At 61.8% G+C, this 25,009-nt stretch carries 19 protein-coding genes; 6 read left to right on the top strand and 13 right to left on the bottom strand.

Annotated features, from left to right (window positions below; genetic code table 11):
- Both GA0061101_RS23240 and GA0061101_RS23245 read right to left on the bottom strand, forming a co-directional pair.
- Nucleotides 1-783, bottom strand: a complete 783-nt coding sequence (locus GA0061101_RS23240) for an ABC transporter ATP-binding protein (protein WP_092575081.1) — start codon at nucleotides 781-783, stop codon at nucleotides 1-3.
- 15 nt (nucleotides 784-798) lie between these two features.
- Nucleotides 799-2,007, bottom strand: a complete 1,209-nt coding sequence (locus GA0061101_RS23245) for an ABC transporter substrate-binding protein (RefSeq protein WP_092575082.1) — start codon at nucleotides 2,005-2,007, stop codon at nucleotides 799-801.
- A 171-nt stretch (nucleotides 2,008-2,178) separates the two neighbouring features.
- Between GA0061101_RS23245 and GA0061101_RS23250 the strand changes: the two genes are divergently transcribed.
- Nucleotides 2,179-3,105 carry a LysR family transcriptional regulator gene (locus GA0061101_RS23250; RefSeq protein ID WP_047641029.1) on the top strand — a complete coding sequence of 309 codons (927 nt, stop codon included), beginning with the start codon at nucleotides 2,179-2,181 and terminating at the stop codon, nucleotides 3,103-3,105.
- Between the two features lie 15 nt (nucleotides 3,106-3,120).
- Here the strand turns inward: GA0061101_RS23250 and galE are convergent, their stop codons facing one another.
- The 4 genes from galE to GA0061101_RS23270 all read right to left on the bottom strand — a co-directional run bounded on the left by galE (nucleotide 3,121) and on the right by GA0061101_RS23270 (nucleotide 6,972).
- On the bottom strand, nucleotides 3,121-4,158 hold the full coding sequence (gene galE / locus GA0061101_RS23255; protein WP_047641030.1) for a UDP-glucose 4-epimerase GalE: 1,038 nt from the start codon (nucleotides 4,156-4,158) through the stop codon (nucleotides 3,121-3,123).
- A 259-nt stretch (nucleotides 4,159-4,417) separates the two neighbouring features.
- Entirely contained in the window at nucleotides 4,418-5,584 is a 1,167-nt protein-coding gene (locus GA0061101_RS23260; protein WP_047641031.1) for a pyridoxal phosphate-dependent aminotransferase, read from the bottom strand.
- A gap of 144 nt (nucleotides 5,585-5,728) precedes the next feature.
- Nucleotides 5,729-6,154: a large conductance mechanosensitive channel protein MscL gene (mscL, locus tag GA0061101_RS23265; RefSeq protein ID WP_037203190.1), complete on the bottom strand. Its 426-nt coding sequence runs from the start codon at nucleotides 6,152-6,154 to the stop codon at nucleotides 5,729-5,731.
- A gap of 251 nt (nucleotides 6,155-6,405) precedes the next feature.
- Nucleotides 6,406-6,972, bottom strand: coding sequence for a TetR/AcrR family transcriptional regulator (locus tag GA0061101_RS23270; protein ID WP_037203186.1), 567 nt, complete (start codon nucleotides 6,970-6,972; stop codon nucleotides 6,406-6,408).
- A 135-nt stretch (nucleotides 6,973-7,107) separates the two neighbouring features.
- Between GA0061101_RS23270 and GA0061101_RS23275 the strand changes: the two genes are divergently transcribed.
- The gene (locus GA0061101_RS23275) at nucleotides 7,108-8,319 is read left to right on the top strand and encodes an MFS transporter (RefSeq protein WP_092575084.1); all 1,212 of its coding nucleotides are present in this window, start codon (nucleotides 7,108-7,110) and stop codon (nucleotides 8,317-8,319) included.
- A gap of 8 nt (nucleotides 8,320-8,327) precedes the next feature.
- Here the strand turns inward: GA0061101_RS23275 and GA0061101_RS23280 are convergent, their stop codons facing one another.
- The 4 genes from GA0061101_RS23280 to GA0061101_RS23295 form a co-directional block, all read right to left on the bottom strand.
- The gene (locus GA0061101_RS23280; RefSeq protein WP_092575085.1) at nucleotides 8,328-8,771 is read right to left on the bottom strand and encodes a YybH family protein; all 444 of its coding nucleotides are present in this window, start codon (nucleotides 8,769-8,771) and stop codon (nucleotides 8,328-8,330) included.
- A gap of 100 nt (nucleotides 8,772-8,871) precedes the next feature.
- Nucleotides 8,872-11,082: a 3-hydroxyacyl-CoA dehydrogenase NAD-binding domain-containing protein gene (locus GA0061101_RS23285; RefSeq protein ID WP_092575086.1), complete on the bottom strand. Its 2,211-nt coding sequence runs from the start codon at nucleotides 11,080-11,082 to the stop codon at nucleotides 8,872-8,874.
- 14 nt (nucleotides 11,083-11,096) lie between these two features.
- Entirely contained in the window at nucleotides 11,097-12,305 is a 1,209-nt protein-coding gene (locus tag GA0061101_RS23290) for an acetyl-CoA C-acetyltransferase (RefSeq protein WP_092575087.1), read from the bottom strand.
- A gap of 96 nt (nucleotides 12,306-12,401) precedes the next feature.
- Nucleotides 12,402-14,198 (bottom strand): acyl-CoA dehydrogenase C-terminal domain-containing protein, encoded by a 1,797-nt coding sequence (locus GA0061101_RS23295; RefSeq protein WP_092575088.1) that lies wholly within the window; start codon nucleotides 14,196-14,198, stop codon nucleotides 12,402-12,404.
- 485 nt (nucleotides 14,199-14,683) lie between these two features.
- Here GA0061101_RS23295 and GA0061101_RS23300 point away from each other — a divergent pair, with 485 nt between their 5' ends.
- The 3 genes from GA0061101_RS23300 (at nucleotide 14,684) to GA0061101_RS23310 (ending at nucleotide 20,396) form a co-directional block, all read left to right on the top strand.
- Nucleotides 14,684-18,367: a peptidoglycan-binding protein gene (locus tag GA0061101_RS23300; protein WP_092575090.1), complete on the top strand. Its 3,684-nt coding sequence runs from the start codon at nucleotides 14,684-14,686 to the stop codon at nucleotides 18,365-18,367.
- 299 nt (nucleotides 18,368-18,666) lie between these two features.
- A complete protein-coding gene (locus GA0061101_RS23305) occupies nucleotides 18,667-19,590 on the top strand; it encodes a sulfite exporter TauE/SafE family protein (RefSeq protein WP_037203176.1) in 924 nt (307 codons plus the stop codon).
- A complete protein-coding gene (locus GA0061101_RS23310; RefSeq protein WP_037203175.1) occupies nucleotides 19,587-20,396 on the top strand; it encodes a TIGR02186 family protein in 810 nt (269 codons plus the stop codon). The genes GA0061101_RS23305 and GA0061101_RS23310 overlap by 4 nt, the downstream gene beginning before the upstream one ends.
- On the opposite strand, the gene GA0061101_RS23315 is transcribed toward GA0061101_RS23310, so the two are convergent.
- Entirely contained in the window at nucleotides 20,397-20,900 is a 504-nt protein-coding gene (locus GA0061101_RS23315; RefSeq protein WP_037203174.1) for a winged helix-turn-helix transcriptional regulator, read from the bottom strand. It lies immediately after the preceding gene.
- Nucleotides 20,901-21,009: 109 nt separating this feature from the next.
- Here GA0061101_RS23315 and GA0061101_RS23320 point away from each other — a divergent pair, with 109 nt between their 5' ends.
- Nucleotides 21,010-21,570 (top strand): dihydrofolate reductase family protein, encoded by a 561-nt coding sequence (locus tag GA0061101_RS23320; protein ID WP_092575092.1) that lies wholly within the window; start codon nucleotides 21,010-21,012, stop codon nucleotides 21,568-21,570.
- A gap of 6 nt (nucleotides 21,571-21,576) precedes the next feature.
- On the opposite strand, the gene pdeM is transcribed toward GA0061101_RS23320, so the two are convergent.
- Both pdeM and GA0061101_RS23330 read right to left on the bottom strand, forming a co-directional pair.
- Nucleotides 21,577-22,314 (bottom strand): ligase-associated DNA damage response endonuclease PdeM, encoded by a 738-nt coding sequence (gene pdeM / locus GA0061101_RS23325; protein WP_037203172.1) that lies wholly within the window; start codon nucleotides 22,312-22,314, stop codon nucleotides 21,577-21,579.
- Nucleotides 22,315-22,392: 78 nt separating this feature from the next.
- The gene (locus tag GA0061101_RS23330; protein WP_037203336.1) at nucleotides 22,393-24,903 is read right to left on the bottom strand and encodes a ligase-associated DNA damage response DEXH box helicase; all 2,511 of its coding nucleotides are present in this window, start codon (nucleotides 24,901-24,903) and stop codon (nucleotides 22,393-22,395) included.
- Nucleotides 24,904-25,009 lie beyond the last annotated feature (106 nt).

The raw sequence follows: 25,009 nt of genomic DNA on the forward strand, positions 1-25,009 counted from the left end.
TCAAGCCTCCTCCATGCCCATATAGGCTTCGCGGACGCGCGGGTCGCGGCTGACCGTGGCGTAATCGCCCTGAGCCAGGATCTCGCCGCGCTGCAGCACGGTCACCTGATGGCAGATGTCAGCGACGACGGAGAGATTATGCTCCACCATCAGCACGGCCCTGTCGCGCGCCACCTCGCGGATGATGGCGGAGACGGTGTTGACATCCTCCAGCCCCATGCCGGCCATCGGCTCGTCGAGCAGCAGCACTTTCGGGTCGAGCGCCAGGGTCGTCGCGATCTCCAGCACGCGCTTGCGGCCATAGGAAAGATCGGCGGCAACGGCATCCCGCTCCTTCGAAAGTCCGACGGACGCGAGAAGCTGCTCGGCGCGGGCGTTGAGGCTGTCGAGCGCCGAGATCGGCCGCCAGAATTGATGGGCGAGATTGCTCGTCCTCTGCAAGGCGACACGAACATTGTCGAGCACGGTCAGATGCGGAAAAACAGCCGAAATCTGGAAGGAGCGCACGAGGCCCATGCGCGCCACCTTGTCGGGTCTCGTGCGGGTAATATCGGTGCCGAGCAGCGTGATCGTGCCGTGGGTGGGCTGCAGGAACTTGGTGAGCAGGTTGAACACCGTCGTCTTGCCGGCGCCGTTCGGGCCGATCAGCGCGTGGACGCGGGCATGCTGCACATCGAGATCGACATTCTTGACGGCGGTAAAACCACCGAAATCGCGGCGGAGTCCCCGGGCGGACAAGACCACCCGAGGCTCTTCATGCTGATCTATTGCTGATATCGCCATCGGCCGGCCGTAACCTCATTGCTTGACGAGATCGCAACCACTCTTGGCGGGATCGATATAGGCTTCCTTGCCAGGAATGGTTGCCAGCACGTTGAAGTAATCCCACGGCTGCTTGCTCTCATCCGGCTTCTTGACCTGGAGCAGATACATGTCGTGGATCATGCGGCCGTTGGCGCCGACCGTGCCGCCGCGGCCGAAGAAATCATCGACCGGCATTTCATGCAGTTCCTTGGCGACGGCCTCGGTATCATCAGTGCCGGCCTTCTGCACCGCCTTCAGATATTGCGTGACGGCGGAATAGGTGCCGGCGTGGATCATGTTCGGCATCTTGCCGGTGCGGGCGAAGAAGCGCTTGCCGAATTCGCGGCTCTTGTCGTCGAGGTTCCAGTAATAGCCCTCGGTCAACGTCAACCCTTGAGCCGCCTGCAGGCCGAGGCCGTGGACTTCGGCGAGCGTGAAGAGAAGTGCCGCCAGATGCTGGCCGCCCTGGGTGATGCCGAATTCCGAGGCCTGCTTAATGGCGTTGGAGGTATCGAGGCCGGCATTGGCAAGGCCGATGACCTTGGCGCCGGACGATTGCGCCTGCAAAAGGAAGGATGAGAAATCATTCGTCGACAGCGGATGGCGAACGGAACCCAAAATCTTGCCGCCGCTTGCCTTGACGTAATCGCCGGTCTGCTGCTCCAGCGAATAGCCGAAGGCGTAGTCGGCCGTGAGGAAGAACCAGGTATCGCCCCCCTGCTTGACCAGCGCGCCGCCGGTGCCGACGGCCAGAGCATGCGTGTCATAGGCCCAGTGGAAGCCATAGGGCGAGCATTGCTTGCCTGTCAGATCCGTCGTTGCAGCGCCGGTGACGATATCGATCTTCTTCTTCTCCTTGGCGACGGCCTGCACGGCAAGCGCCACCGACGAGGTCGTCAGCTCCATGATCGCGTCGACCTTGTCCTGGTCGTACCACTGGCGGGCGATGTTCGAAGCGATATCCGGTTTGTTCTGATGGTCGGCATCGACGATCTCGATCGGCGCGCCGAGCACCTTGCCACCGAAATCCTCGACGGCCATCTTTGCAGCCTCCACGGACGACTTGCCGCCGAAATCGGCATAGACGCCCGACTGGTCATTCAGGATGCCGATCTTGACGACACCGTCGGACGCGCCGGCGGCGAAAGCCGCTGTGCTGGTTGCAAGCAGAAGTGCCAGGGATGCAATAAGACTCTTTCGCATATTCTCCTCCCAGAGATTTGGCAAAAATGAATCTGTTCAAAATTGGCCAGCCGCTTTCCTCCAAACGACTTTCCGAGACGTGCAGGATCAAGGAAATCGCGCGTTGACGCAAGTCGCGATTGCAATTAATTCCAAACAGGGTCTGTTCATTTTTGAACAGAAGGGGGAAACATGAAGGGCACGCCGCACTTTACCTGGGACGATCTGCAATTCTTCCTCGCCGTGGCGCGAACCGGGCAGCTTTCGACCGCGGCCCGGCAGTTGCGCACCAGCCATGCCACCGTTTCGCGCCGCATCGACCGGCTGGAATTCGCCCTGAAGGTCAAGCTCTTCGAGCGCAATCCGCGCGGCTACATGCTGACGGGCATGGGCCAGCGGTTCATCGACACGGCGGAGCGCATGGAGCAGGAAACCGAGCGTCTTCGGACGGATCTTTCCGCCGGATCGGCGGCGCAGCGCGGTGTAGTGCGCATCAGCGCGCCGGAAGGCTTTTCGAATTTCTTCTTTACCGGCGTGCTGCCGGAATTCACGGCTAAACATCCGACCATTTCGCTGGAGCTGATCACCATCCAGCAGATCATGTCGCTCTCGCGCAAGGAGGCCGACATCGTCGTCGTGCTCGACCCGCCGAAGGCCGGCCCCTATTTCACCGAGAAGCTGACCGACTATCACCTTCAGGTCTATGGATCGCAAGATTATCTCGCCAGCCATCGAGCGATCGAGAGCCGCGACGACCTGCCCGACTGCGCTTTCATCGGCTATATCGAGGACATGATCTTCGCGCCGGGGTTGGACTATCTCGGCGACGTCCATCCGCGCATCAGGCCGCAATTCCAGAGCTCGAGCATCTTCGCGCAACTGACGGCGACCAAGAACGGACTGGGGCTTTGCGTGCTGCCGTTTTTCATCGCCGGCAAGCATCCGGATCTGCAGGTCGTGCTGCCGCAGGAAGTGGATCTCAAGCGCCACTATTGGATCACCTGCCACCGCGATCTGCGCCAATCGCCGCGCGTGCGCACCGTCATCGATTTTCTGACGGAAGCCGTACGCCGGAATGCGCCGGCCTTTCTCGGGCCTTGGAGAGGTGCTGACAGTTGATGCCGTCGGCTCCGGCTACCGGATGCTCGGGGCAGCGTAGACCTTCTTGAGCCCGCCCGCATCGAAGCTTGAACGTTGCGCAAGCTGCAGTTCCCAATCCAGCGACGAGCGCACGATCGTTTCCAGGCAATTGTATTTCGGCGCCCAGCCGAGTTCCCGATGGGCGAGCGTCGCATCGGCGACGACGCTGGCCGTGTCGCCCGGCCGGCGCGGCGACATGTGGATGCGGAAAGCACGGCCATGGACGCGCATGACCATGTTGAGCACATCAAGCACGGAATAGCCCAGGCCATAGCCGCAATTGGCGACCAGCGGCCGGCCGCCGCTGCGCAGATGGCGCAGCGCCATGAGGTGCGCGTCCGCAAGATCGCTGACATGGATGTAGTCGCGAACGCCCGTTCCGTCATGCGTCGGATAGTCGGTGCCATAGATATCCACTTGATGGCGGCGGCCGAGTGCCGCCTCGCAGGCAACCTTGATGAGATGGGTCGCACCCTCGGTCGACTGGCCGGCCCGCCCCTTAGGGTCGGCGCCGGCGACGTTGAAGTAGCGCAGCGCGACATAACGGAAATCATAGGCCGCAGCGGCATCGCGCAGCATCAGCTCCGACATGAGCTTGGATTGACCATAGGGCGATTCAGGCCGCAATGGTGCGCCTTCGCTGACCGGCCTTTCCGCGGGCTGCGGACCGTAGACGGCGGCGGTGGAAGAAAAGACGAAATGACGGATGCCAGCCTTGACGGCGGCGCTCATCAGGATGCGGGTCTTGCCGGTGTTGTTTTCGTAATAGGCGAGAGGATCCTCGATCGACATCGGCACCACGGCCGAACCGGCAAAGTGGATGATGGCGTCTATGTCGTTTTCGGCGAAAATCTTCTGCAGCAGCGCTTCGTCCGCCATGTCGCCGAGATAGAACCGGGCGGCGGGCGGAACAGCCCAGCGAAAACCGGTCGAAAGGCGGTCGACGACCACCACGTCCTCGCCCGCTTCAAGCAATCTCCAGACCATATGGCTGCCGATATATCCGGCTCCGCCCGTCACCAACACCGTCATTCTTCGCGTCCCCGCCAAGTCGTATCGGCGATATATGAGGGTTGTATTCGTGCGATTTGATTAAAAGCCTGCGCTGAGCAGACTGTAGGAAGGGGAAGTTTGTTTCTATGGTTAGGTAGGGATTTGCGGGATCGGTCGCATTTTATCGATTGGCTATACGACGGGTAAGTATCGATATCGAGGAGGATGCGCATCCCCCTCTGTCACTGTCGTGACAGAGGGGGTATCAGAGGTGCGGCAATCGCGAAGATGCTTCTCGTTACAAACTCAAAATATACCGGCTCAACCGCTCTGCGGCATCGGCGACCTGAGCCGCGTCGCGCAGGAAGCAGGCGCGCAGGAAGAGTTCGCCGCCCTGCCCGAAAGCCGTTCCGGGCGCGAGGCCAACGCCGGTCTTGTCGACGATGTCGATGGCGGCTCCGCGGCTGTCGGTGACGCCGTCGATCTTGAGGAAGGAATAGAGCGCTCCATCCGGCTTCAGCGTCTGCACGCGATTGGTGGCGATCAGGGCATCGCAGAGAATATCGCGAGAACGGGTGGCCTTGGCGATGTTCGAGCGAACGAAGTCATCGCCCTCGTTCAGGGCGGCGACCGCGCCGCGCTGCATGAATTGCGCGACGCCGGATGTCGAATATTGTACGAGATTTTCGATTACCTGGCCGAGTTCGGCCGGCGCGACGATCCAGCCGACCCGCCAGCCGGTCATCGACCAGTTCTTCGAGAAGGAATTGACGAAGAGGATCTTGTCGTCGGCTTCCTTGATATCGAGGAAACTCGGCGCGCGGCCGCCGGCATAATAGTAGAGCGCGTAGATTTCGTCGGCCATGATCCAGAGACCGTGCTTTCGCGCCAGCGCCAGAATATCGGCAAGATCCTGATGCGTTGCCGTCCAGCCGGTCGGGTTTGATGGGGTGTTGATGAAAAGACCCTTGGTCTTCGGCGTGATCGCAGCCTCGAGACGCCCGAGATCGAGCGACCATTTGCCATTCTCGAACTGCAGCGGCACATCGACGGAGCGGGCGCCTGATATCTCCAGCGCGGCGGCGATATTCGGCCAGGCGGGTGTCAGATAGACCATTTCGTCGCCGGGCGAGGTGATCGCCTGTACGGAAAGCTGGATCGCCTGCATGCCGGAGCCGGTGACGTAGAAATGCTCCATCGGCAAGGAGGTGCCGAAGTGCCGGCCATAGTAATCGGCGAGCGCCTGGCGCAGTTCCGGAATGCCGCGTTGCCAGGTGTAGAAGGTTTCGCCGGCGTTGAGCGAGGCCATGGCGGCGCGATTGATGAAATCCGGCGTCGGCAGATCGCCCTCGCCGACCCAGAGCGGCAGGAGGCCGTCACGGCCACGGGCATAATTCACAACTTCGACGATCCCGCTTTCGGGTGCTGCAAGCGCACGCGGGCTGAGGCTATTCAGTATCGACATGCAAAGTCTCCGGTTTTCGCCTTCATAGAGCACAATGGTGGGCAAATCCCATGACTTTGCCTTAGTGATCGATCGATTTTGGTGATGAATAAAGCCCCGGCCCTTGTCGGGCCGAGGCTTTAAAATCAGCGGCGCGGAACCCCCTCAACGCTTGGCGAGAAGGTCGCGGATCTCGGTGAGCAACTGCACATCCGCCGGCGGAGGCGCTGCCTCGGCGATCTTCTCTTCCTTGCGCTCGACTTGCTTGCGCAACGTGTTCACGCCCTTGACCATCAGGAAGATGATCCAGGCGAGGATGAGGAAGTTGATGAGGACGGTGATGAAATTACCGTAGGCGAAAACCGCACCCTGGGCGCGGGCAGCCGCCAGTGTCGGCGCATTGACCGCCGAGGAGAGACCGAAGAAGTAGTTCGAGAAATCGAAGCCGCCGAAAATCGCACCGACGACCGGCATGATGATATCGTCAACCAGCGATTTCACGATGCCGCCGAAAGCACCGCCGATGATCACTCCGACGGCGAGATCCATGACATTGCCGCGTGCGATAAATGCCTTGAATTCATTAAGCATTGAGCAGACCCCTTCGCGTTGCCGTTGAATTCGCTAAAGATAATTAGCATCATCTTCTGCTTTATTTTTCAATAACAAATTGACGAAGAGCCCCATTCCGGCACGCGTATTCCAAGGAAATTCCATTGCATTGACAATTTTTGCGTGTATTCATCCGTTAACTTGTTCGTCAGTTGCGGGCAACCAATCAAAGTCGCAAAGAAGACAGCCCGACAGCGTCTGGTGAGTCGTGCGCCGGAATCGACGCCGTCTCAAGTTCGGGATGTGTCCCTCGGCATTGCTCGTGCGATGAGTTCGCGAACATAATCTGTGCCGGGCGCCTGATCGAAAAGGACGCGATACATGATCGGCGAAATGACGTGATCCATCAGCTCGACCAGGGTCGGAAAGGCTTCACCGTATTCCTTGGCCCGGGCAATGAGCACACATAATTGATGCTGGGTGTAGCCGCTGCACCTTTCGGCATTTGTCGCATCGGCGGCCGAGAGCACATCGCGGATCATCTCCCGGCCGACGCCGGAGGCCATTTCGTCTGCATATTGCTCGACCCAGGCTTCGAGATCGTCGCGCGCGCTGCCGATCTTTGGCGGCGCGCCGTCAGGCTGCAGGCGCGAGGCAGCGACATCGGCCAGGAGCTCCTGCAGATCGCCCCAGCGGCGATAGATCGTCGACGGCGTGACATTGGCGCGCTGCGCAATCAACGGGATCGTCACATCGGCGCGATCCATTGTCGAGAGCATATCGCGGACGGACTGGTGCACCGCAGCCTGAACCCTGGCGCTGCGCCCACCCGGACGCGGGTTTTCCCTATAGCCCATAAACCTTGCCAATCTTTCCCTTTTGCCTATCGTGAACGGGGTTGACTGTCCACTAACGCAAATTATTTGCTTTTGTGCATGCGGCGCTCTATATGAGCCTAACGCAATCTTTTAGCTTTAAGCAGGATATAGTCGATGCCCTCGATCGAATCCACTGCCAGCACTCCGATTTCGCCGGCCAGACGCCTGGCGCCGTTCTATTATGCAGCGACGAGCGCCCTGTTCTTTGCCGCTTCCTCCGCGCCGACACCGCTTTATCGCCTCTACCAGCAGGCCTTCGCCTTTTCGCCGGTGCTGATCACGGTGATCTTCGCCGTCTATGCCTTCGCCCTGCTCGTCGCGCTGCTCATCGTCGGTTCGATCTCCGATCATCTCGGCCGCCGCCCGGTGATCTTTGTGTCCATCCTCCTCAATATGGTGGCGATGGCGTTGTTTTTAATGGCCGAGGGTCCGAATTGGCTGATTGCCGCGCGCATCGTGCAGGGCCTGGCAACGGGCGCCGCAGCAAGCTCCATCGGCGCCGCGCTTGTCGATCTCGATCCGATCAAGGGTTCGATCACCAACAGCCTTGCGCCGCTTGCCGGCATGGCGATCGGCGCGCTCGGTACGAGCCTGCTGGTCGAGTACGCGCCGGCGCCAACGCTGTCTGTCTATGCCGTGACGCTCGTCCTGCTTGCCATTCAGGCCGTGCTTCTCTGGCTGGTGCCGGAAACGACCCGACGCCGGGCCGGGCTTCTCGCATCGCTGAAGCCGGAAGTGGCGGTTCCGCCGCAGGCTCGCCGCACATTGCTGGCGCTGACGCCGATCAATGTTGCCGTCTGGGCCCTCGGCGGCTTCTATCTATCGCTGGTGCCCTCGCTCGTGAGTGCGACGACCGGCAGCACGGCGCCTCTCGTCGGCGGCTCCGTGGTCGCGGCGCTGACGATCAGCGGCGCGGGTGCTGTGTTTCTGCTGCGCAAGAGATCGTCCGCGACATCAATGACATTTGGCATATCGAGCATGACGCTCGGCGTATTGACTGTCGTCGCCGGCGTGCATGCGGCTGAGGTGTCGATCCTTGCCGCGGGAACGCTGATCGCCGGCGCAGGCTTCGGCGCGACTTTCCTCGGCACCGTGCGCAGCATCATGCCGCTGGCGAAGCCGGACGAGCGCGCCGGGCTGCTTTCGGCCTTCTATATCCAGAGCTACCTCGCCTTCAGCGTGCCGGCGATCCTGGCAGGCTTCCTGTCGAAGGCGCTCGGATTTGCTGCGGCAGCCGACATTTACGCGGCGGCGATCCTTCTGCTGGTCGGCTGGGGTGTCGTTGCCCTGCGGGCTGGCAAGGAGAAACCCTTGAGCATAGCGTAAGATAATCCTTACGGTTTCAGTTCGAGTTCGGCGCGGCCGCTGCCGTCCATCGCAAATGGCACCGACGTGTGCTCATGCACGATCTTCCAGACGCCGGCCTGCTTTCTGAGGCCGAGCGTCTGGCGGAACCAGAGGTCGACTTCGAAGCCATCGGTCTTCCGGCCAGTCATATGCACAAGCCCGGTCCAGAAGGCGACGTCTTCACCGACAGTCAGCTTGACGTCGACGGCATCGCCGCCGATCGGGCCTTGCCAGGTCGAAAACCAATTCTCCAAGCCATCTGCACCTTTGCCCTTGTGCACCAGGGGTGCCGCCAGCGTGAAGCTGACGATATCGTCGCTCAGATGCCCAACGACACCAGCCGCATGCTTGTTGCCAAGGGCGGTGGCCCAGCTTGCAAGCACGGCACCAATGGCTTCGGCCTCGTCGCGATTGCCGATGATCTCTGTCATGTCACTCTCCTCGGTTTGATGGACTGAGCAGAGGACGAACGAAAAGGGTCGCTCCCGACAGAAGCGGCCCATTTTTTGCTGTCCGCGATGGATTATTGCCTCAAGCCGCCTTCTCGACGCCGTAGGGATTGAAGCGGCCGTAGAAGCTCTCGCCCTTCACGGCCATGTCCTTCAGGAGTGCCGTTGGTTTGAAATGCGGACCATAGGCCGTCGCGAGCTTTTCGCAGAGATCGACAAAAGCCTGGGCGCCCATGCCATCGATGTAAGACAGCGCGCCACCGGTATAAGGTGCAAAGCCGAAGCCGAGAATGGAGCCGACATCGGCCTCACGTGGATCGGTGACGATGCCCTCTTCCATGGTACGCGCCGCCTCAAGCGCGATGGTGACGAGGAAGCGCTGCTTCAGCACGCCGACATCGACGTCATCGGCCTTCTTCTGCGGATAAAGCTCTTTCAGGCCCGGCCAAAGCGACTTCTTGGCCGGTTTCGGCGGATAGTCGTAGAAACCCTTGGTATTCTTCCGACCGAGGCGACCTTCGCCTTCCACAAGACCACTGACTAGCTGCATGTGACGCGGATCGACCGCTTTCTCACCGAGATCCGCGACGGTCGCCTTCAGGATCTTGTAGGACAGATCGATGGCAACTTCGTCGTTGAGCGCCAGCGGGCCGACAGGCATGCCGGCCATCTTGGCGGCATTCTCGATCATCGCCGCGGGCACGCCTTCGATCAGCATGTCATAGGCTTCATGGATGTAACGGAAGACGCAGCGATTGACGAAGAAGCCGCGGGTGTCGTTGACGACGATCGGCGTCTTCTTGATGGCGGCGACGTAATCCAGCGCGACGGCAATGGCACGGTCGCCCGTTTCCTTGCCGAGGATGACCTCGGTCAGCATCATCTTCTCGACGGGCGAGAAGAAATGGACGCCGATGAAATCCGCCGGGCGCTTGGAATTCCTGGCAAGGCCGGAGATCGGCAGCGTCGAGGTGTTGGAGGCGAAGATGGCGCCTGCCGGCAGCACGGCTTCCACCGCTTCGATGACGGCCTTCTTGACGTCGCGATCCTCGAACACCGCCTCGATGACGAGATCCGCATCCTTCAGATCGGAGTAATCGGCCGAGGGCGTGATGCGGGAAAGCAGGGCTGCTCCCTCATCCTGAGTCAGTCTTCCCTTACCAATTGAATCCTTGACCAAACCTTCGCCGACACCCTTGCCCTTGGTCGCGGCTTCCATATCACGATCGATGAGCGTGACCGGGATGCCGGCCGCTGCGGTGACATAGGCGATGGAAGCCCCCATGAAACCGGCGCCGACAACGCCGACTTTCTTCAACTCCGTCTTGGGCTGTCCCGCCGGGCGGCGGGCACCCTTGCCGAGCTCCTGCATGGAGATGAACAGCGAGCGGATCATCGAATAGGCTTCGGTGGTCTGCAGCACATGCGTGAAATAGCGCTGCTCGATCTTCAGGCCGGTGTCGAAGGGAACCTGCAGACCTTCATAGACGCATTTCAAGATAGCGAGTGCGGCCGGATAATTGCCCGATGTCTCGCGGCGCAGGATGGCCGGGGCTGCCGGCCAGAGCTGGGCTGCGGCCGGCGTCCAGATGCCGCCGCCCGGCGCCTTGAAACCCTTTTCATCCCAGGGTGCGACCGGCTTCAGGCCGTCCTTGATCATCTGTTTGGCCGCGGGGATCAGCTGATCCGGCTCGACCACCTGATGCACCAGGTTCATCGCCTTGGCGCGCACCGCCGTCAGCGACTGGCCCGTCGTCATTATCTGCAAAGCCGATTGAGCGTCAGTCAATCGTGACACACGCTGCGTGCCGCCGGCACCCGGGAAGATGCCGACCTTGACCTCGGGCAGCGCGATCTTGACGCTCTTGGCGCTCGAAGCGACGCGTCCGTGGCAGGCCAGCGACAGCTCGAAGGCACCGCCCATGCAGGTGCCGTTGATGGCCGAAACCCACGGCTTGCCGCAGGTCTCCAGCTTGCGGAACAGGCCGGTCATGCGACCGACAAGATCGAAGAGCTTCTGCGTCGCGGCGGCCGGATCCCTGGCCTTCTCCTCCTGATAGAACGAGAACATCGACTTGATCATCGACAGATCGGCACCGCCGGAGAAGGACGATTTGCCCGAGGTGAAGACCACGCCCTTGACGGCTGCATCGGCAACTGTCGCGTCGATGATGGCGTTCAGCTCGTCCATCACCTCGGCGGTGAAGACGTTCATGGACTTGCCGGGCATGTCCCAGGTGACGAGTGCTACGCCGTCTGCGTCGGTCTCGACAGTGAAATTTGTGTAAGCCATTGGTTTCCCCTCCCTCAGACGCGTTCGATGATCGTGGCCGTGCCCATGCCGGCGCCGATGCAGAGCGTGACCAGCGCGGTATTGAGGTCGCGGCGCTCCAGCTCGTCCAGCACGGTGCCGAGGATCATCGCGCCGGTGGCACCCAGCGGATGGCCCATGGCGATGGCGCCGCCGTTGACGTTGATCTTGTCGTGCGGAATGTCGAAGGCCTGCATATAGCGCAGCACGACGGCGGCGAAGGCTTCGTTGAGTTCGAAGAGATCGATATCGGCAAGGGTCATGCCGCTGCGCTTCAAGAGCTTTTCGGTGACGTCGACGGGGCCGGTCAGCATCAGCGCCGGATCGGAGCCGATATTGGCGAAAGCCTTGATGCGGCCGCGCGGCTTCAAGCCCATGCTCTCGCCGCCCGCCTTGGAGCCGAGCAGTACGGCGGCAGCGCCATCGACGATGCCGGAAGAATTGCCGGCATGATGGACATAATTGATGCGCTCCACTTCCGGATGCGCCTGGATGCCGACGGCTTCGAAGCCGCCCATCTCGCCGGGCATCTGGAAGGAGGGATTGAGCGAGGCCAGCGCCTGCATGTCGGTGCCGGGGCGCATATGCTCGTCGCGGTCCAGAATGGTCAGGCCGTTGATGTCCTTCACCGAGACGACGGAATTCTTGAAATAGCCCTTCTCCCAGGCATTGGCCGCGCGCTTCTGGCTTTCGACGGCATAGGCATCGACATCATCGCGCGAGAAGCCGTATTTGGTGGCGATCAGATCGGCTGAGACGCCCTGCGGCATGAAATAGGCCGGGAAGTTGACCGAGGGATCCATGAACCACGCGCCGCCGGACATGCCGAGACCGACGCGCGACATGCTTTCGACGCCGCCGGCAATGACGATATCATCAGCCCCTTGCGCGATCTTGGCCGCGCCGAAATTCACGGCATCGAGGCCGGAGGCGCAGAAACGGGAAATCTGCATGCCGGGCGCCTTGGTGGAGTAGCCCGCTTCGAAGGCAGCCCCCCTCGGGATGACGGCGCCGGCTTCCATGACCGGATCGACGCAGCCCATGATGATGTCGTCAACCGTCGCTGTGTCGAGACCGTTGCGGTCGCGGATCGCTTCAAGCGTCTTGGCGGCAAGGCGCACGGACGGCACTTCGTGCAGCGATCCATCCTTCTTGCCCCGCCCGCGCGGCGTGCGCACATGGTCGTAAATGAAAACCTCGGTCATGTCTCATCTCCCTGCGGCGGCGTGCCGCCTTCCAATTCAGCATATGGCGACCGAAGCCGCGAATTCCCCCTTCTCCTCTCGGGGAGAAGGTAGAATTCAAAAGGCTTCCGCCGCCAGTTCCATCATCGTGTCTGCGCCGGTTTCGATGCGGGCCTTGCGCAGCGCCGTTTCCGGCATGATGCGCTCCATGTAGAACCGCGCCGTGACAAGCTTGTTCTTCAAATAGTCTTCGCGCGCGCTGTCGCCGTTCGCAAGGCCATCCTGCGCCGCCTTCGCCATCTTCGCCCACATATAGCCGAGGACGACGAGGCCGAAGAGGTGCATGTAATCGGTCGAGCCGGCACCGGCATTGTCGGGCTTGGCCATGGCGTTCTGCATGAACCACATGGTCGCGGCCTGCACGTCGTTCAAGCCCTTCTTCAAATGCTTGGTGAAGAAGCCCATCTGTTCGTCGTTGCGATGCTCCTCGCAGAAATCGCCGATCTCCTTGAACATGGCCATGACGGCGCGGCCGCCGTTCAGCGCCAGCTTGCGGCCGACGAGATCCAGCGCCTGAATGCCGTTGGCCCCTTCATAGATCATGGTGATGCGGGCATCGCGGACATACTGGCTCATGCCATGCTCTTCGATATAGCCGTGGCCGCCAAACACCTGCTGCGCCATGACGGCATGTTCGAAACCCTTGTCAGTCATCACGCCCTTGAGGATCGGCGTCGCCAGGCCGAGAATATCGTCGGCGGACTGGCGTTCCTTCTCGTCTGGCGAGCGATGGGCGATATCAGACTTCAGCGCCGTCCACAGCAGAAAGGCACGGCCGGCCTCGTTGAAGGCACGGATGGTCATCAGCGTGCGGCGGATATCGGGATGGACGATGATCGGATCGGCCTTCTTGTCCGGCGCCTTAGGGCCGGAGAGCGCGCGGCCCTGGATGCGTTCGCGGGCATAGGCGGCGGCGTTCTGATAGGCAATCTCGGCGATCGAAAGCCCCTGCAGGCCGACGCCGAGGCGCGCCTCGTTCATCATGACGAACATGGCGTTGAGGCCCTTGTTCTCGGCGCCGATCAGGAAACCGGTGGCCTCGTCATAGTTCATCACGCAGGTCGCGTTGCCATGGATGCCCATCTTATGCTCGATCGCGCCGCAGGAGACCGGGTTGCGCGCTCCGAGCGAACCGTCTTCCCTAACGAGGAACTTCGGAACGATGAACAGCGAAATGCCCTTGGTGCCTTCAGGCGCCCCCTCGATGCGAGCAAGAACGAGATGGACGATATTGTCCGTCATGTCCTGTTCGCCGGCGGAAATGAAGATCTTCTGGCCGGAAATCTTGTAGCTGCCGTCGCCTTGCGGAACCGCCTTGGTGCGCAGCAGCCCGAGATCGGTGCCGCAATGTGGCTCGGTGAGGTTCATGGTGCCGGACCATGTGCCATCGACCATCTTCGGCAGATAGGTCTGCTTCTGCGCGTCGGAGCCATGCACGAGGACGGCCGCGATCGCGCCCTGGGTGAGGCCGGGATACATCATCAGCGACATATTGGCGGCGGAGGTGTATTCGCCGACAGCGCAATGCAGCACATAGGGAAGCCCCTGGCCGCCGAACTCCTCCGGCACCGCCAGGCCCAGCCAGCCGCCTTCGCGATAGGCGCGATAGGCGTCCTTGAAGCCCTTCGGCGTCGAGACGGTGCCGTCATCATGGCGCACGCAGCCTTCCTGGTCGCCCGAATAGTTCAGGGGGAAGAGCACCTCTTCGGACAGCTTGGCCGCTTCGCCGACGATCGCTTCGATCATGTCGGGCGTGGCTTCGGCGTAACCCGGCAGATTGTTGTAACGCTCGAGCCCGAGCACATCGTTCAGGACGAAGAGCGTATCGTTCACCGGTGCCTTGTAGACTGGCATTTCTCGAATTCCTCCAATTCGCCGCCGGATCTCAGATTCCGGCCACTGGGCTACTCTTACAAAATATTGACGTTTGCGTAAACGTCAAATTTGTGCCGCGCGTTGAAATTTTGGTGACGGGCGATGCGGGAACTGTTGGATCCAGGCAGTGGGAAACACCGGTTTTGGAGGTGCCGCCGGCGCAGTCCCTTCATAAGAATATCCGAACATTCGATTATGGAACCGAAATAAAAGGTTAAGACTTCGGCAAAACTTAACGAGTTGTTTACCACGTTTCGTAAATTGTACGAGTTGAGCAGCAATGCTTCGCGTTTCTTCAATTTTGTCCTTTGAGGAAACGCCGTTTTGCGGCTCGGTTTGAGGAAAGCCAATATATTTATCCCTTTCCGAATGGTGGGATGCGGGCGGCGCGGAAACGTCGCGATGTCCTCGTCCTGTCAGTCCGGTGGCCCGTAGTGGTCGATAGTTCGAAGCGAGCAAAAGACATGAGCGGATCGCGATCAAATCCTACCGGTACGGGCGACTGGGCGTCGCTGGACGCTTTGAGCCGCACGATCGAGGGGCTGGAGGCGCGCATAGAGGGCCTGATGGGCACCGCCGCCTCCCGGGAGACCCGCCAGCGCGTTGCCGGCGGCTATGCAGCCGCTCCCGAGCGGGCCGCCGTACCGGAGCGCATGTCACCCCGCGTCGAACGCGAGGCCCCGGTCAGCCGACCCTATGAACGCCCGCTGCGTGCCGAGCGTCAGGAAAACGATATTCGTCCCGACCCGCTTGCGGAGATCCGCCAGCGCCAGCGCGCGCTTGAGGCGAACCGCGAGCGGCTGCACGCGCGCCGTGACGATATCGCCCATGCCGAACCACAGCCGACCCGCCGGCCGGTCGATCCTTATACCTCCGCGCGCCAGCCGCAGCGGCCGACCGCCGAAAGCTCAGTCGACATCGCCCAGGCGCTCGTCAACCTTCGCCAGGATCTCAAGCGTGACATCGCCGAAAGCGTGACCCGCGAAGTCGGCGCCTTACGCCTCGAAATCCGCGACATCCGCGAGAGCGCGCAGAACACGCAATTCGCCGCCGACGTTCGCGAAGACATGACTCGCCTTGCCGACAGCATCAATCAACTCGCTGGCCAGCCGGAAACGATGGGCCTGAAGGCCGAGTTCGACGAGCTCCGCTCCCTGATGGACGGCCTTGCCCGCGAGGAATCCCTGCATCATGTCGAGCGCCAGGTTAAGGCAATCGACACCGCCGGCCTGCAGGATGAGCTCGTTTCGCTTGCTTATCGCCTCGACGACATGAAACAGCAGCTGGCCGGCAGGAACGACAGCCCGGCCGTGCATGCCCTGGAAAACAAGCTGCTGGCGATCGCGACCGCCGTGGAGAGCTTCGGCAGCATGATGCAGCCGCAGGATCAGGCGATGCAACGGCTGGAAGGCCGCATCGGCGGCCTTGCCGATCAGATAGACCTGATGGGCCGCGATGCGGCGCGGCGCCAGCCGGCCGACGATCTCTCCGGTCGTCTTGAAGCGCTCGCCGTGCGTATCGACGAATTGGGCAGCGCCAAGGCCGTCGCCCGGCTCGAGGAACGTCTGGACCAGCTTTCCTACATGATGGAGCACTCGCAGAAGGCCGCCGTGCAGCCCGAGCTCGTCGGTTATCTCGCCGACATCTCCCACAAGATCGATGCACTGGAGCATGGGTCGGTCGATCACGTGCTGGCGGACCGGCTCGATTACCTGGCCCGCCGCATCGACGAGATGGATTTTCATCCGCCGCTTCCCGCGGCCGGCCTCGACGACGGCATGGCTCACCGGCTGGAGGGGCGCCTGTCCGATATCGCGGCACGGCTGGAGGCCAGCACGGCCGCAGCGCCCACGGACACGCAGGCGCTGCGCAATCTCGAAGAGCAGATTGCCCATCTGTCCGCATTGCTGACGAATGAACCGAGGGCTGCTGCCGACCACATCCCGGTCGATTTCGACCGCCGGATGAGCGCCATCGAAGACTATATGGCGACCAATGACGAATACATCATCGAAGCGGCGCGCCACGCGGCGGAAGCAGTCGTCGAGGCCTATTCCCGGGACGGCGGGATCGGCAATGGCGTGCAGGCCGTCGATATGTCCGCTCTTAGCGCGCTCGCCGAGGATCTTCGCCATTTAGAGGATCTCAGCCGCAGCAGCGACGAACGCACGCACCGCACCTTCGAGGCGCTGCATGGCACGCTGCTGCAGATCGCCGACCGCCTGGATCACATGGAGCATCGCCGGCCGACACCTGCCATGCCCGGCGCCGGCTTCGAAAGCGACGTCTTCGCCGAAGAGAATGCGCCGGCAGTGAAACCGCCGATGGCCGGGCAGCAGAAGGCCGGGCCGATCATCCGCACGATTGCGCCCGCCGAATCCGCCGTCTCTTCCGAGGTCGCCATCGCGGAAGCGATCGATGCCAACACGAAAGCCGAAATCAAGGCGGCTGCGAAGAAGAGCGGCTCGAAGGCCGGTCTGCTCGCCAGCCTTGGCAAGCGTTTGTTCACGCCCGAAAAGGCGGAACCGATCTTCCCGCCGGACCGCCCGGTCATCGAACAGGCGCCGTCGATCGATCCCGCCGACATGATGCCCGCCGAAGAGGCCAACGCGCTGCTGGAGCCGGGCTCGGGCGCGCCCGACATCAAAAAAATCCTGGAGCGCGTGCGCGCCAGCCAGAATGCCGCGCGCAACGGCAACAGCCGCCAGCCGACCGAAATCGAACGCGCCGACTATATCGCAGCAGCCCGCCGCGCCGCTCAGGCAGCGGCGATGGAAGTCGACCAGACGCAGCGCTCGACCCCTTCGTCCAAGAAGGACGCAAAAAAGGGCGGTGCATTTTCGCGCTTCCGTCGGCCGATCCTGCTTGCCGTCGGCGCAGCCCTGCTCGCCATCATGGCGTTTCCGCTGGTCAACACGCTGACGCGCGGCCAAAAGGCCCTGCCGCCCGCAGAGGTCTCGACGATGGCCTCGCCGGCAGCCAGCGCCGCGACCAACGGCATCGCCGCCAATGCAAGCCCGATGGTGAACAACCAGCAGCTCGCAAACCAATCCGCCTTGCCTGCCGTTTCCACGGGCAATGCGGCGGACGTTCAACAGACGGCAGCGCCCACCAATCCGGCCCCTGCGCAGACAAACGATCACCTGACGGTCGCTGCTCCGCTCGACGGCAACCAGGCAAGCGAGGCTCTGGCTCCGGTCGGCAGCACGCCGCCGTCCGCACAGCAGACGGCAGCCTTCGTTCCGGCCGACAAGGCAGCGCCGGCAGCAGCTTCCTCAGCGCCAACGGACATCAGTGTGCCCGACGGCATCCAGCCGCCTTCGCTCGCCGCCGCCGCCAAGTCGGGCGACCCGGTCGCGCTTTTCGAAATCGGCGCACGCTATACGGATGGTCGCGGCGTCGCGGCGGATCTCAAGCAAGCGGCAAGCTGGTATCAGCTTTCGGCCGACAAGGGTTACGCGCCCGCGCAGTACCGTCTTGCCAGCATGTACGAGAAGGGCAACGGCATCGACCACGATCTGGCCAAGGCCAAGCAATATTACGAGCAGGCCTCCAATCAGGGCAACGCCAGCGCCATGCATAACCTCGCCGTCCTCTACGCCTCGGGCGCTGCCGGCCAGCAGGATTATGATTCGGCGGCAAACTGGTTCATCCGCGCCGCCAACCTCGGCGTGTCCGACAGCCAGTTCAACCTCGCGATCCTCTATGCGCGCGGCAACGGCGTGAAGGCGGATCTGCAGGAATCCTACAAGTGGTTCGCGATCGCCGCAAAGAGCGGCGACAAGGACGCCGCTCAGAAGCGCGACGAGGTCGCCAACGCCATGAAGCCGGCCGATCTCGAAAGCGCTCGCGCCAAGGTCGACCTCTGGAAAGTGCAGCCGACCGACGCCAAGGCCAACGGCACCGACATTCCGGAGGAATGGACGACCGGCAAGGGCGTGAACACAGCCTCCATCGACATGAAGAAGGCTATTCGCAACATCCAGGCGATCCTCAACAAGAACGGTTTCGACGCCGGTGCGCCTGATGGCAGCATGGGCGACAAGACCGTGGCGGCATTGAAAAGCTTCCAGAAGTCGGTCGGCCTGCCGTCGGACGGCCGGGTGACCGATCAGGTCGTCAAGGAGCTTCTGGCCCGCAACAAATAGGCTTTGCGGCTCCTGCGGAGTTCAGGACATCGACATGCCGGCGCCACCATGCCGGCATTTTTCGTTTCGGGGAGCCGCGATACGCACTGCCGTCTACATCCTGTCACCCGTCTGCTGGATCAACGTCACAGAAATGCGGAAAAATCCGCGCTAGAGTGGAGCCAGCAATTCGAAAACTGAAGCGGCATGGCTTTTCCTAAGGCTCTGGCAACGATTTCAGATTAGAATCCGCTGTTTAAAGGGGAAAATGGTCCGGGCTCCGGTCGACATGCCGGAATGCCTGCAAATGGGAACAACGCGTGACGATCTATCTGCCGATCGCAGAACTGTCGGTGAATATCCTCATTATTCTCGGCATGGGCGCAGCCGTAGGGTTCCTCTCCGGCATGTTCGGCGTCGGCGGCGGCTTTCTCATCACGCCCCTCCTGATCTTCTACAACATCCCGCCCGTCGTCGCGGTCGCCACCGGCTCCAATCAGGTCGTCGCCTCCTCGGTCTCGGGCGCGCTTACCCATTTTCGCCGCGGCTCGCTCGATCTGAAGCTGGGGGCGATACTTCTGGCGGGCGGCCTTGCGGGTGCGACGTTCGGCCTCTGGCTGTTCGTGCTGCTGCGCCGACTGGGCCAGATCGACCTGATCATCTCGCTGATCTACGTGCTTTTGCTCGGCACCGTCGGAACGCTGATGCTGTGGGAAAGCGTGCGGGCGATGCGCCGGGCCGCGGGAAAGCTGCCGCCGTCCTCCGGCAAGCCGCGCCATCATAACTGGGTGCAGCGCCTGCCCCTGAAGCTGCGCTTCAAGAAATCCAAGCTCTATCTCAGCGCCATACCGGTCGTCGGCCTCGGCTTCTTCGTCGGCATGCTGACGCCCATGGGTATCGGCGGCGGCTTCATCCTCGTGCCGGCCATGATCTATCTGCTGCGCGTTCCGACGAACGTGGTCGTCGGCACCTCGCTGTTCCAGGTCATTTTCGTGACGGCCTTCACCACCATCGTCCAGGCCGCAACCAACTATTCCGTCGATATCATACTGGCCTTCCTGCTGATGGTGGCGGGCGTCGTCGGCGCCCAATACGGCGTGCGCGTCGGCCAGAGGCTGCGCGGCGAGCAGTTGCGCGCCTTGCTCGGCCTCCTCGTTCTCGCCGTCGGGCTTCGCCTGGCAATCGCCCTGGTGGTCACGCCAGCAGACGTCTATTCTGTCGTCCTCGAAGGGGTAAGCAGATGAGGCGCGTCGGCTTGCTCATCGCCGCGACACTGCTGCTTGCGCCGCTCGGCGGCCAGGCGCAGGTGCTTCTCGATCAGCCGACGACCTCGACATCATCGCGCGAGACTATGGAGATCGGCACCTCGACGAGCGAGATCGCCATCACCTCAGACTTCGCCGGCGCCGACCTGACGATCTTCGGCGCCCTTTCGAACACCGACCAGCTGCTTCTGGCGATCGGCCAGTATGACATCGTCGTCGTGCTGGAGGGCCCACGCGAAAACGCCACGGTGCGTAGGAAAGAGCGCGTCTTCGGCATCTGGGTCAACACCCGGTCGATGACATTCGAGCATGTGCCGCAGGCCTATTCTCTGTCGAGCACGCGCGCCGTCGACAATATCACCGCGCCGCTCGAACTCAGCGACCGCGGCATCGGCGTCGACCATATTCCCCTGACCCCGGTCGGCTTCGTCGGCAATGTCGCTGACGTGCCGGAATTCCGGCAGGCCTTCCGCCGGCTGCAATCGGCCGGAGGCCTCTATGAAAGCGATCCGGCAGGCGTGCGCTTCGTCAGTTCCACACTGTTCAAAGCGACGCTCAGAATACCCGCCGATGTGCCGAACGGCGTGCATACGGTGCGCGCCTATCTCTTCAAAACCGGCAAGTTTCTGAACGAAAAATCCCTGCCGCTGCGGGTCATCAAGACTGGCATAGAGCAGATGATAACCGACGCCGCGCACCAGCGACCGATCACCTACGGCGTGTTCTCCGTCTTGCTGGCATTGATTACCGGATGGGCGGCAAGCTTCATATTCCGGAAAAGCTGATCATTCGCTTTTCTTGCGCTCGACGACCGCGAGATAGGCTTGCGTCAATCTGCCAAGCACCGACGGCGTGCCCGGTGGCAGCACCTTGCCGAGATGCCTGGCGCGCAGTTCGTCCATGAAATCCTCCCAGAGCTTCGGCCCACCCTCTTCCAGCAGCTCGGCGCGGATCGACAGTTCCTCCGAGACCGGAAGATGCTTGCGGCCCCAGGCGCCCATGTGGGCAAAGAGCGGCACGAGATCGATCGCCATCTCGGTGAGGCTGTAGACGGCTTTCTGTTTGTGGGTGGGATCATCGTCACGGGTGAGAAGCCCGCGCTCGACCAGCCGCTTCAGGCGGTCGGCGAGAATATTCGAAGCGATACCCTCCTCCGACTTCTGCAGCAGCTCGCGGAAATGGCGGCGATTGCCGAACATGATGTCCCTGATGATGATCAGGCTCCAGCGATCGCCGAGGATTTCCAGCGTCAGATTGATCGGGCAGCCTGAGCGGTGCAATGCGTCCATAAGAGTCTCCAAAAACTGCTTGCATTTTGCCATCAGTCGAACTAGTTTTCAACTGCTTGCATTTAGCAAGCGGTTTTGATCATGATACGGTTATGGCGAAGGAAAAACGATGAGGAAGCTTGTTGTCTGGAATCTTATGACGCTCGACGGCTACTTCGAGGGAATCAAGCCATGGGACCTCGATTTTCACATGCTCACCTGGGGCGACGAACTGGAACGCTATGCGACCGAGCTCGGCCACGAGGGCGACCTATTGATCTTCGGCCGCAAGACCTATGAGGGAATGGCCGCCTACTGGCGGACCGCAACTGAGACACCCGATATCGCCGCCTATATGAACGGTATCGCCAAGATCGCCGCCTCGCGGACGCTCGACAAGGCGGAATGGAACAATACCCGCGTGGTTCGCGACATTGCCGCCGAAGTCAGGAAGTTGAAGGAAGAGCCCGGCAAGACCATGTTCGTCTTCGGCAGCGCCGAGGTGACGGATGTGTTGCTCAAGGCTGATCTGGTGGACGAGATCCGCATCTGCCTCGTTCCCGTCGTGCTGGGCGCCGGCAATCCGCATTTCAAGCCGGCAGCCGAGCAGAGACCGTTGAAGCTGCTTGAATCCAGAGCGCTGAAAACGGGAGCGGTGGTCCTGCGCTACGAGCCGGTGAAATTTGCCTGAAATGCTTCAGGCCGACAGATTGCCAAACCGCACCGAATAGATCCGGTCGCGGCCGAGCAGGTGGGCGATCAGGCTCTCCGGCTCGAACAGGCCGGCCATGGCCTTGTGGCGAAGGTCGAGGCCGCCGGTCATGACGCCGAAGGCGGGCATCAGCAGACGTGCGCCGTCCGTGGCGAAACATGGGCGTCGCACCGATTTCTCACGGCGACGGACGGTGGCGGAAGGATGCAGGTGGCCGGCGATCTCGCCGGCATGCCGTCCCGTCTTCGGCTCGTGGCGGAAGGTCAGCCCGCCATAGTGCATCTCGTCAACCGAATGACCGGGCAGATCGACGGTACCGTCCGGATCATGATTGCCGTTGATCCATATCCATTCGCGGCCGCGCGCCATGGTGACGATCAGGCTCCGAAACTCCTCCGGCAGATGCTGCGAGCCAAGGCGATCGTGGAAATTGTCGCCAAGCGAGACGACGAGCTTCGGGTCGTAACGGGAGATGACGGCTGCCAGCACGGTCAGCGTCGCCAGCGTATCGTAAGGCGGCAGCAGCATGCCGCGGCGGGCGAAAGCGGCGCCCTTTTCCAGATGCAGATCGGAGACGACGAGAATGCCGGCATCCGGCAGATAGAGGGCACCGAGCGGATCGCAGAGGGCGGCAACGCCGTGAACGACGGTCTCGGCGCCCGACGCAGTTGTCGCGCCGTTCCCTTGACCGTTGATATCTCGCGCTAGCGCCAGGCGGTTCATCACCCTAATACTCTACCTTTGTCGTCTGTTTCGCATGATCTCGTCCAATAACCGCTTCACACTTTTTGGGATCATGCTTCATTCCATGGCCTCGCGGATCAGGTCGTCGGCAGCCTCCGCAAGCACGGCATCGTGGGCCTCGCCAGGCACCGGCACCTTGCCGATTTCCAGCATCACCGGCACGGCGAGCGGCGAGATGTGATCCAGCGCCCGGTGGGTGATATGGCCTTTGATTCGTCTCAGCATATCTCCAAGTCGGCCGATATCCAAAAGTCCCGTCGCGGCATCCTGCCGGGTCGCCTGCAGCAGGATATGATCCGGCTCGTGGCTGCGCAGCACGTCATAGATCAGGTCGGCGGATACCGTCACCTGACGGCCGGTCTTTTCCTTGCCGGGATGCCGGCGCTCGATCAAGCCGGCAATCACGGCACAATTGCGGAAGGTGCGTTTCAGCAGGAAGGATTCGTCGAGCCAGGCCTCGAGATCATCGCCGAGCATGTCCTCATCGAACAGATCGGAGAGGCTGAGACGGCGATTGGCGATCATCATCCCCATATCCTCCAATCCCCATATGCCAAGGGAATAATCGGTGGCGACAAAGCCCATCGGCTTGGCCCCGGCCCGCTCCAGCCGGCGGGTCAAGAGCATGCCGAGCGTCTGGTGCGCCAAACGCCCCTCAAAGGGATAGGCGACCATGTAGGCGCGGCTGCCGCGTGGGAAAGTCTCGATGAGAAACTCGTCGCGCCGTGGCAGCAGCGATTTTTCCTTCTGGAGTTCCAACCAGTCACGCACCTGATCCGGCAGGCGATGCCGTCGGTCGGGATCGGCGATCATCGCCCGCACCTGATCGGCGAGATAGGTTGACAGCGGAAACTTGCCGCCGGCATAGGATGGGATTTTCGGGTCCATGGAGAAAGCCTGCGACGCTAGGCATTCGTTCTCTCGGATGCCTTCGAAGCGCAGCACCTTGCCGGAGAACAGAAACGTATCCCCGGGCGAAAGCTGTTCGAGAAAATACTCCTCGACCTTGCCGAGCGGCGCTCCCCCTCGCCCGAGCGAGCCGAGCGCATTGCGCTTCACCATGCGGATATTCAGCATCGCCTCTTCGACGATGGTGCCGAGGTTAAGACGGTATTGTTGGGCGACCTGCGGATTGGAAACGCGCCAGCGTCCTTCCGGCGTCTTGCGGATGCGGGCATAGCGCTCATAGGTTCTGAGCGCATAGCCGCCAGTGGCGACGAAATCGACGATGCGCTCGAAGGTTTCCCAGGAGAGATCGGCATAGGGAGCGGCGCTCTGCACCTCATCATAGAGCTCCAGCATGTCGAAGGGCTCGGCGCAGGCCATGCCGAGCACATGCTGGGCGAGAACATCGAGCGCGCCGGCGCCGATCGGCGGCGTATCCTGCGCGCCGATATAATTGGCGTCGAGGGCTGCCTGGCATTCCATGACCTCGAAGCGATTGGCCGGCACCAGGATTGCCTTGGAAGGCTCATCCATGCGGTGATTGGCGCGGCCTATACGCTGGGCGAGGCGGCTTGCGCCTTTGGGCGCACCGACATGGATGACGAGATCGACATCGCCCCAGTCTATGCCGAGATCGAGCGTCGAGGTGGCGACGACAGCGCGCAGGCGGTTGGCGTCCATGGCCGCCTCCACCTTGCGGCGCTGGCCGACATCGAGCGAGCCATGGTGCAGGGCGATCGGCAGGTTGTCGTCATTGGCGGACCACAGCTCCTGAAACAGCATTTCTGCCTGCGAGCGCGTGTTGACAAAGAGCAGCGTGGTGCGATGGGCCTTCAGCTCGCGATAGATATCGGGGATCGCATACTTCGCGGAATGGCCGGACCAGGGGATGCGCTCTTCGGTTGATAGTATCGATATGTCAGGCTTGGCGCCGCCATCGACCAGAACTAGGCCGGCATGTTGCTCCTTCCCTTGCTCTTGCGCCACCAGCCATTTCTGCAGGTCCATCGGCTGGGCGACGGTGGCTGAAAGGCCGATGGTCCGGACGCTTGGCGCGAGCCTGCGGATGCGGGCGAGACCGAGCGACAGCATGTGACCGCGCTTGGAGGTGACCAGCGAATGCAGCTCGTCGAAGACGATATATTTCAGATCCTTGAAGAAGCGCTCGGCCTCGCGATTGGCGAGCAAAAGCGCCACCTGCTCTGGCGTCGTCAGAAGAATATCGGGCGGATTGAGTTTCTGGCGCTGCCGCTTGCCGGCAGGCGTATCGCCGGTGCGGTTTTCGACCGAAACAGGCAGACCCATTTCGGTAACGGGCTTCATCAGGTTGCGCTCGATATCGACGGCGAGCGCCTTCAGCGGCGAGATGTAGAGCGTATGGATGCCGGTGAAGGCCGAGCCGGGCGGGACTTTGCCGCGGCGGGTGAGATCGGTGAGCGACGGCAGGAAGCCCGCCAGCGTCTTGCCCGCGCCCGTCGGTGCGATCAATAGCGTGCTTTCGCCGGCCTCGGCGCGAGCTAACAGTTCGAGCTGATGGGCACGCGGCTGCCAGCCCTTTTCCGCAAACCAGCGGATGAAGGGGGCAGGCAGGGCAAGAGGGTGCTCCGGGTCGATCTGGTCCACGCGGGCAAATGTAATGGATATGCGGCGGATGAGAAGCGGGGATGTTTGACTTCGCATCGTTGGTTTTGGAGTTCGTAGAAAGTGTGCACCCCCTCTCTCATTGTCG

This window comes from Martinezella lusitana (assembly GCF_900094565.1).
Classification (GTDB): Bacteria; Pseudomonadota; Alphaproteobacteria; order Rhizobiales; family Rhizobiaceae; genus Rhizobium; species Rhizobium lusitanum.

Bases quoted from the DNA above. Each gene is read 5' to 3' on its own strand.
- GA0061101_RS23290 (WP_092575087.1), bottom strand. From the start codon at position 12,305: ATGACCGAGGTTTTCATTTACGACCATGTGCGCACGCCGCGCGGGCGG.
- GA0061101_RS23245 (WP_092575082.1), bottom strand. From the start codon at position 2,007: ATGCGAAAGAGTCTTATTGCATCCCTGGCACTTCTGCTTGCAACCAGC.
- pdeM (WP_037203172.1), bottom strand. From the start codon at position 22,314: ATGAACCGCCTGGCGCTAGCGCGAGATATCAACGGTCAAGGGAACGGC.
- GA0061101_RS23275 (WP_092575084.1), top strand. From the start codon at position 7,108: ATGCCCTCGATCGAATCCACTGCCAGCACTCCGATTTCGCCGGCCAGA.
- GA0061101_RS23270 (WP_037203186.1), bottom strand. From the start codon at position 6,972: ATGGGCTATAGGGAAAACCCGCGTCCGGGTGGGCGCAGCGCCAGGGTT.
- GA0061101_RS23250 (WP_047641029.1), top strand. From the start codon at position 2,179: ATGAAGGGCACGCCGCACTTTACCTGGGACGATCTGCAATTCTTCCTC.
- GA0061101_RS23240 (WP_092575081.1), bottom strand. From the start codon at position 783: ATGGCGATATCAGCAATAGATCAGCATGAAGAGCCTCGGGTGGTCTTG.
- GA0061101_RS23295 (WP_092575088.1), bottom strand. From the start codon at position 14,198: ATGCCAGTCTACAAGGCACCGGTGAACGATACGCTCTTCGTCCTGAAC.
- mscL (WP_037203190.1), bottom strand. From the start codon at position 6,154: ATGCTTAATGAATTCAAGGCATTTATCGCACGCGGCAATGTCATGGAT.
- GA0061101_RS23300 (WP_092575090.1), top strand. From the start codon at position 14,684: ATGAGCGGATCGCGATCAAATCCTACCGGTACGGGCGACTGGGCGTCG.
- GA0061101_RS23320 (WP_092575092.1), top strand. From the start codon at position 21,010: ATGAGGAAGCTTGTTGTCTGGAATCTTATGACGCTCGACGGCTACTTC.
- galE (WP_047641030.1), bottom strand. From the start codon at position 4,158: ATGACGGTGTTGGTGACGGGCGGAGCCGGATATATCGGCAGCCATATG.
- GA0061101_RS23310 (WP_037203175.1), top strand. From the start codon at position 19,587: ATGAGGCGCGTCGGCTTGCTCATCGCCGCGACACTGCTGCTTGCGCCG.
- GA0061101_RS23280 (WP_092575085.1), bottom strand. From the start codon at position 8,771: ATGACAGAGATCATCGGCAATCGCGACGAGGCCGAAGCCATTGGTGCC.
- GA0061101_RS23260 (WP_047641031.1), bottom strand. From the start codon at position 5,584: ATGTCGATACTGAATAGCCTCAGCCCGCGTGCGCTTGCAGCACCCGAA.
- GA0061101_RS23285 (WP_092575086.1), bottom strand. From the start codon at position 11,082: ATGGCTTACACAAATTTCACTGTCGAGACCGACGCAGACGGCGTAGCA.
- GA0061101_RS23315 (WP_037203174.1), bottom strand. From the start codon at position 20,900: ATGGACGCATTGCACCGCTCAGGCTGCCCGATCAATCTGACGCTGGAA.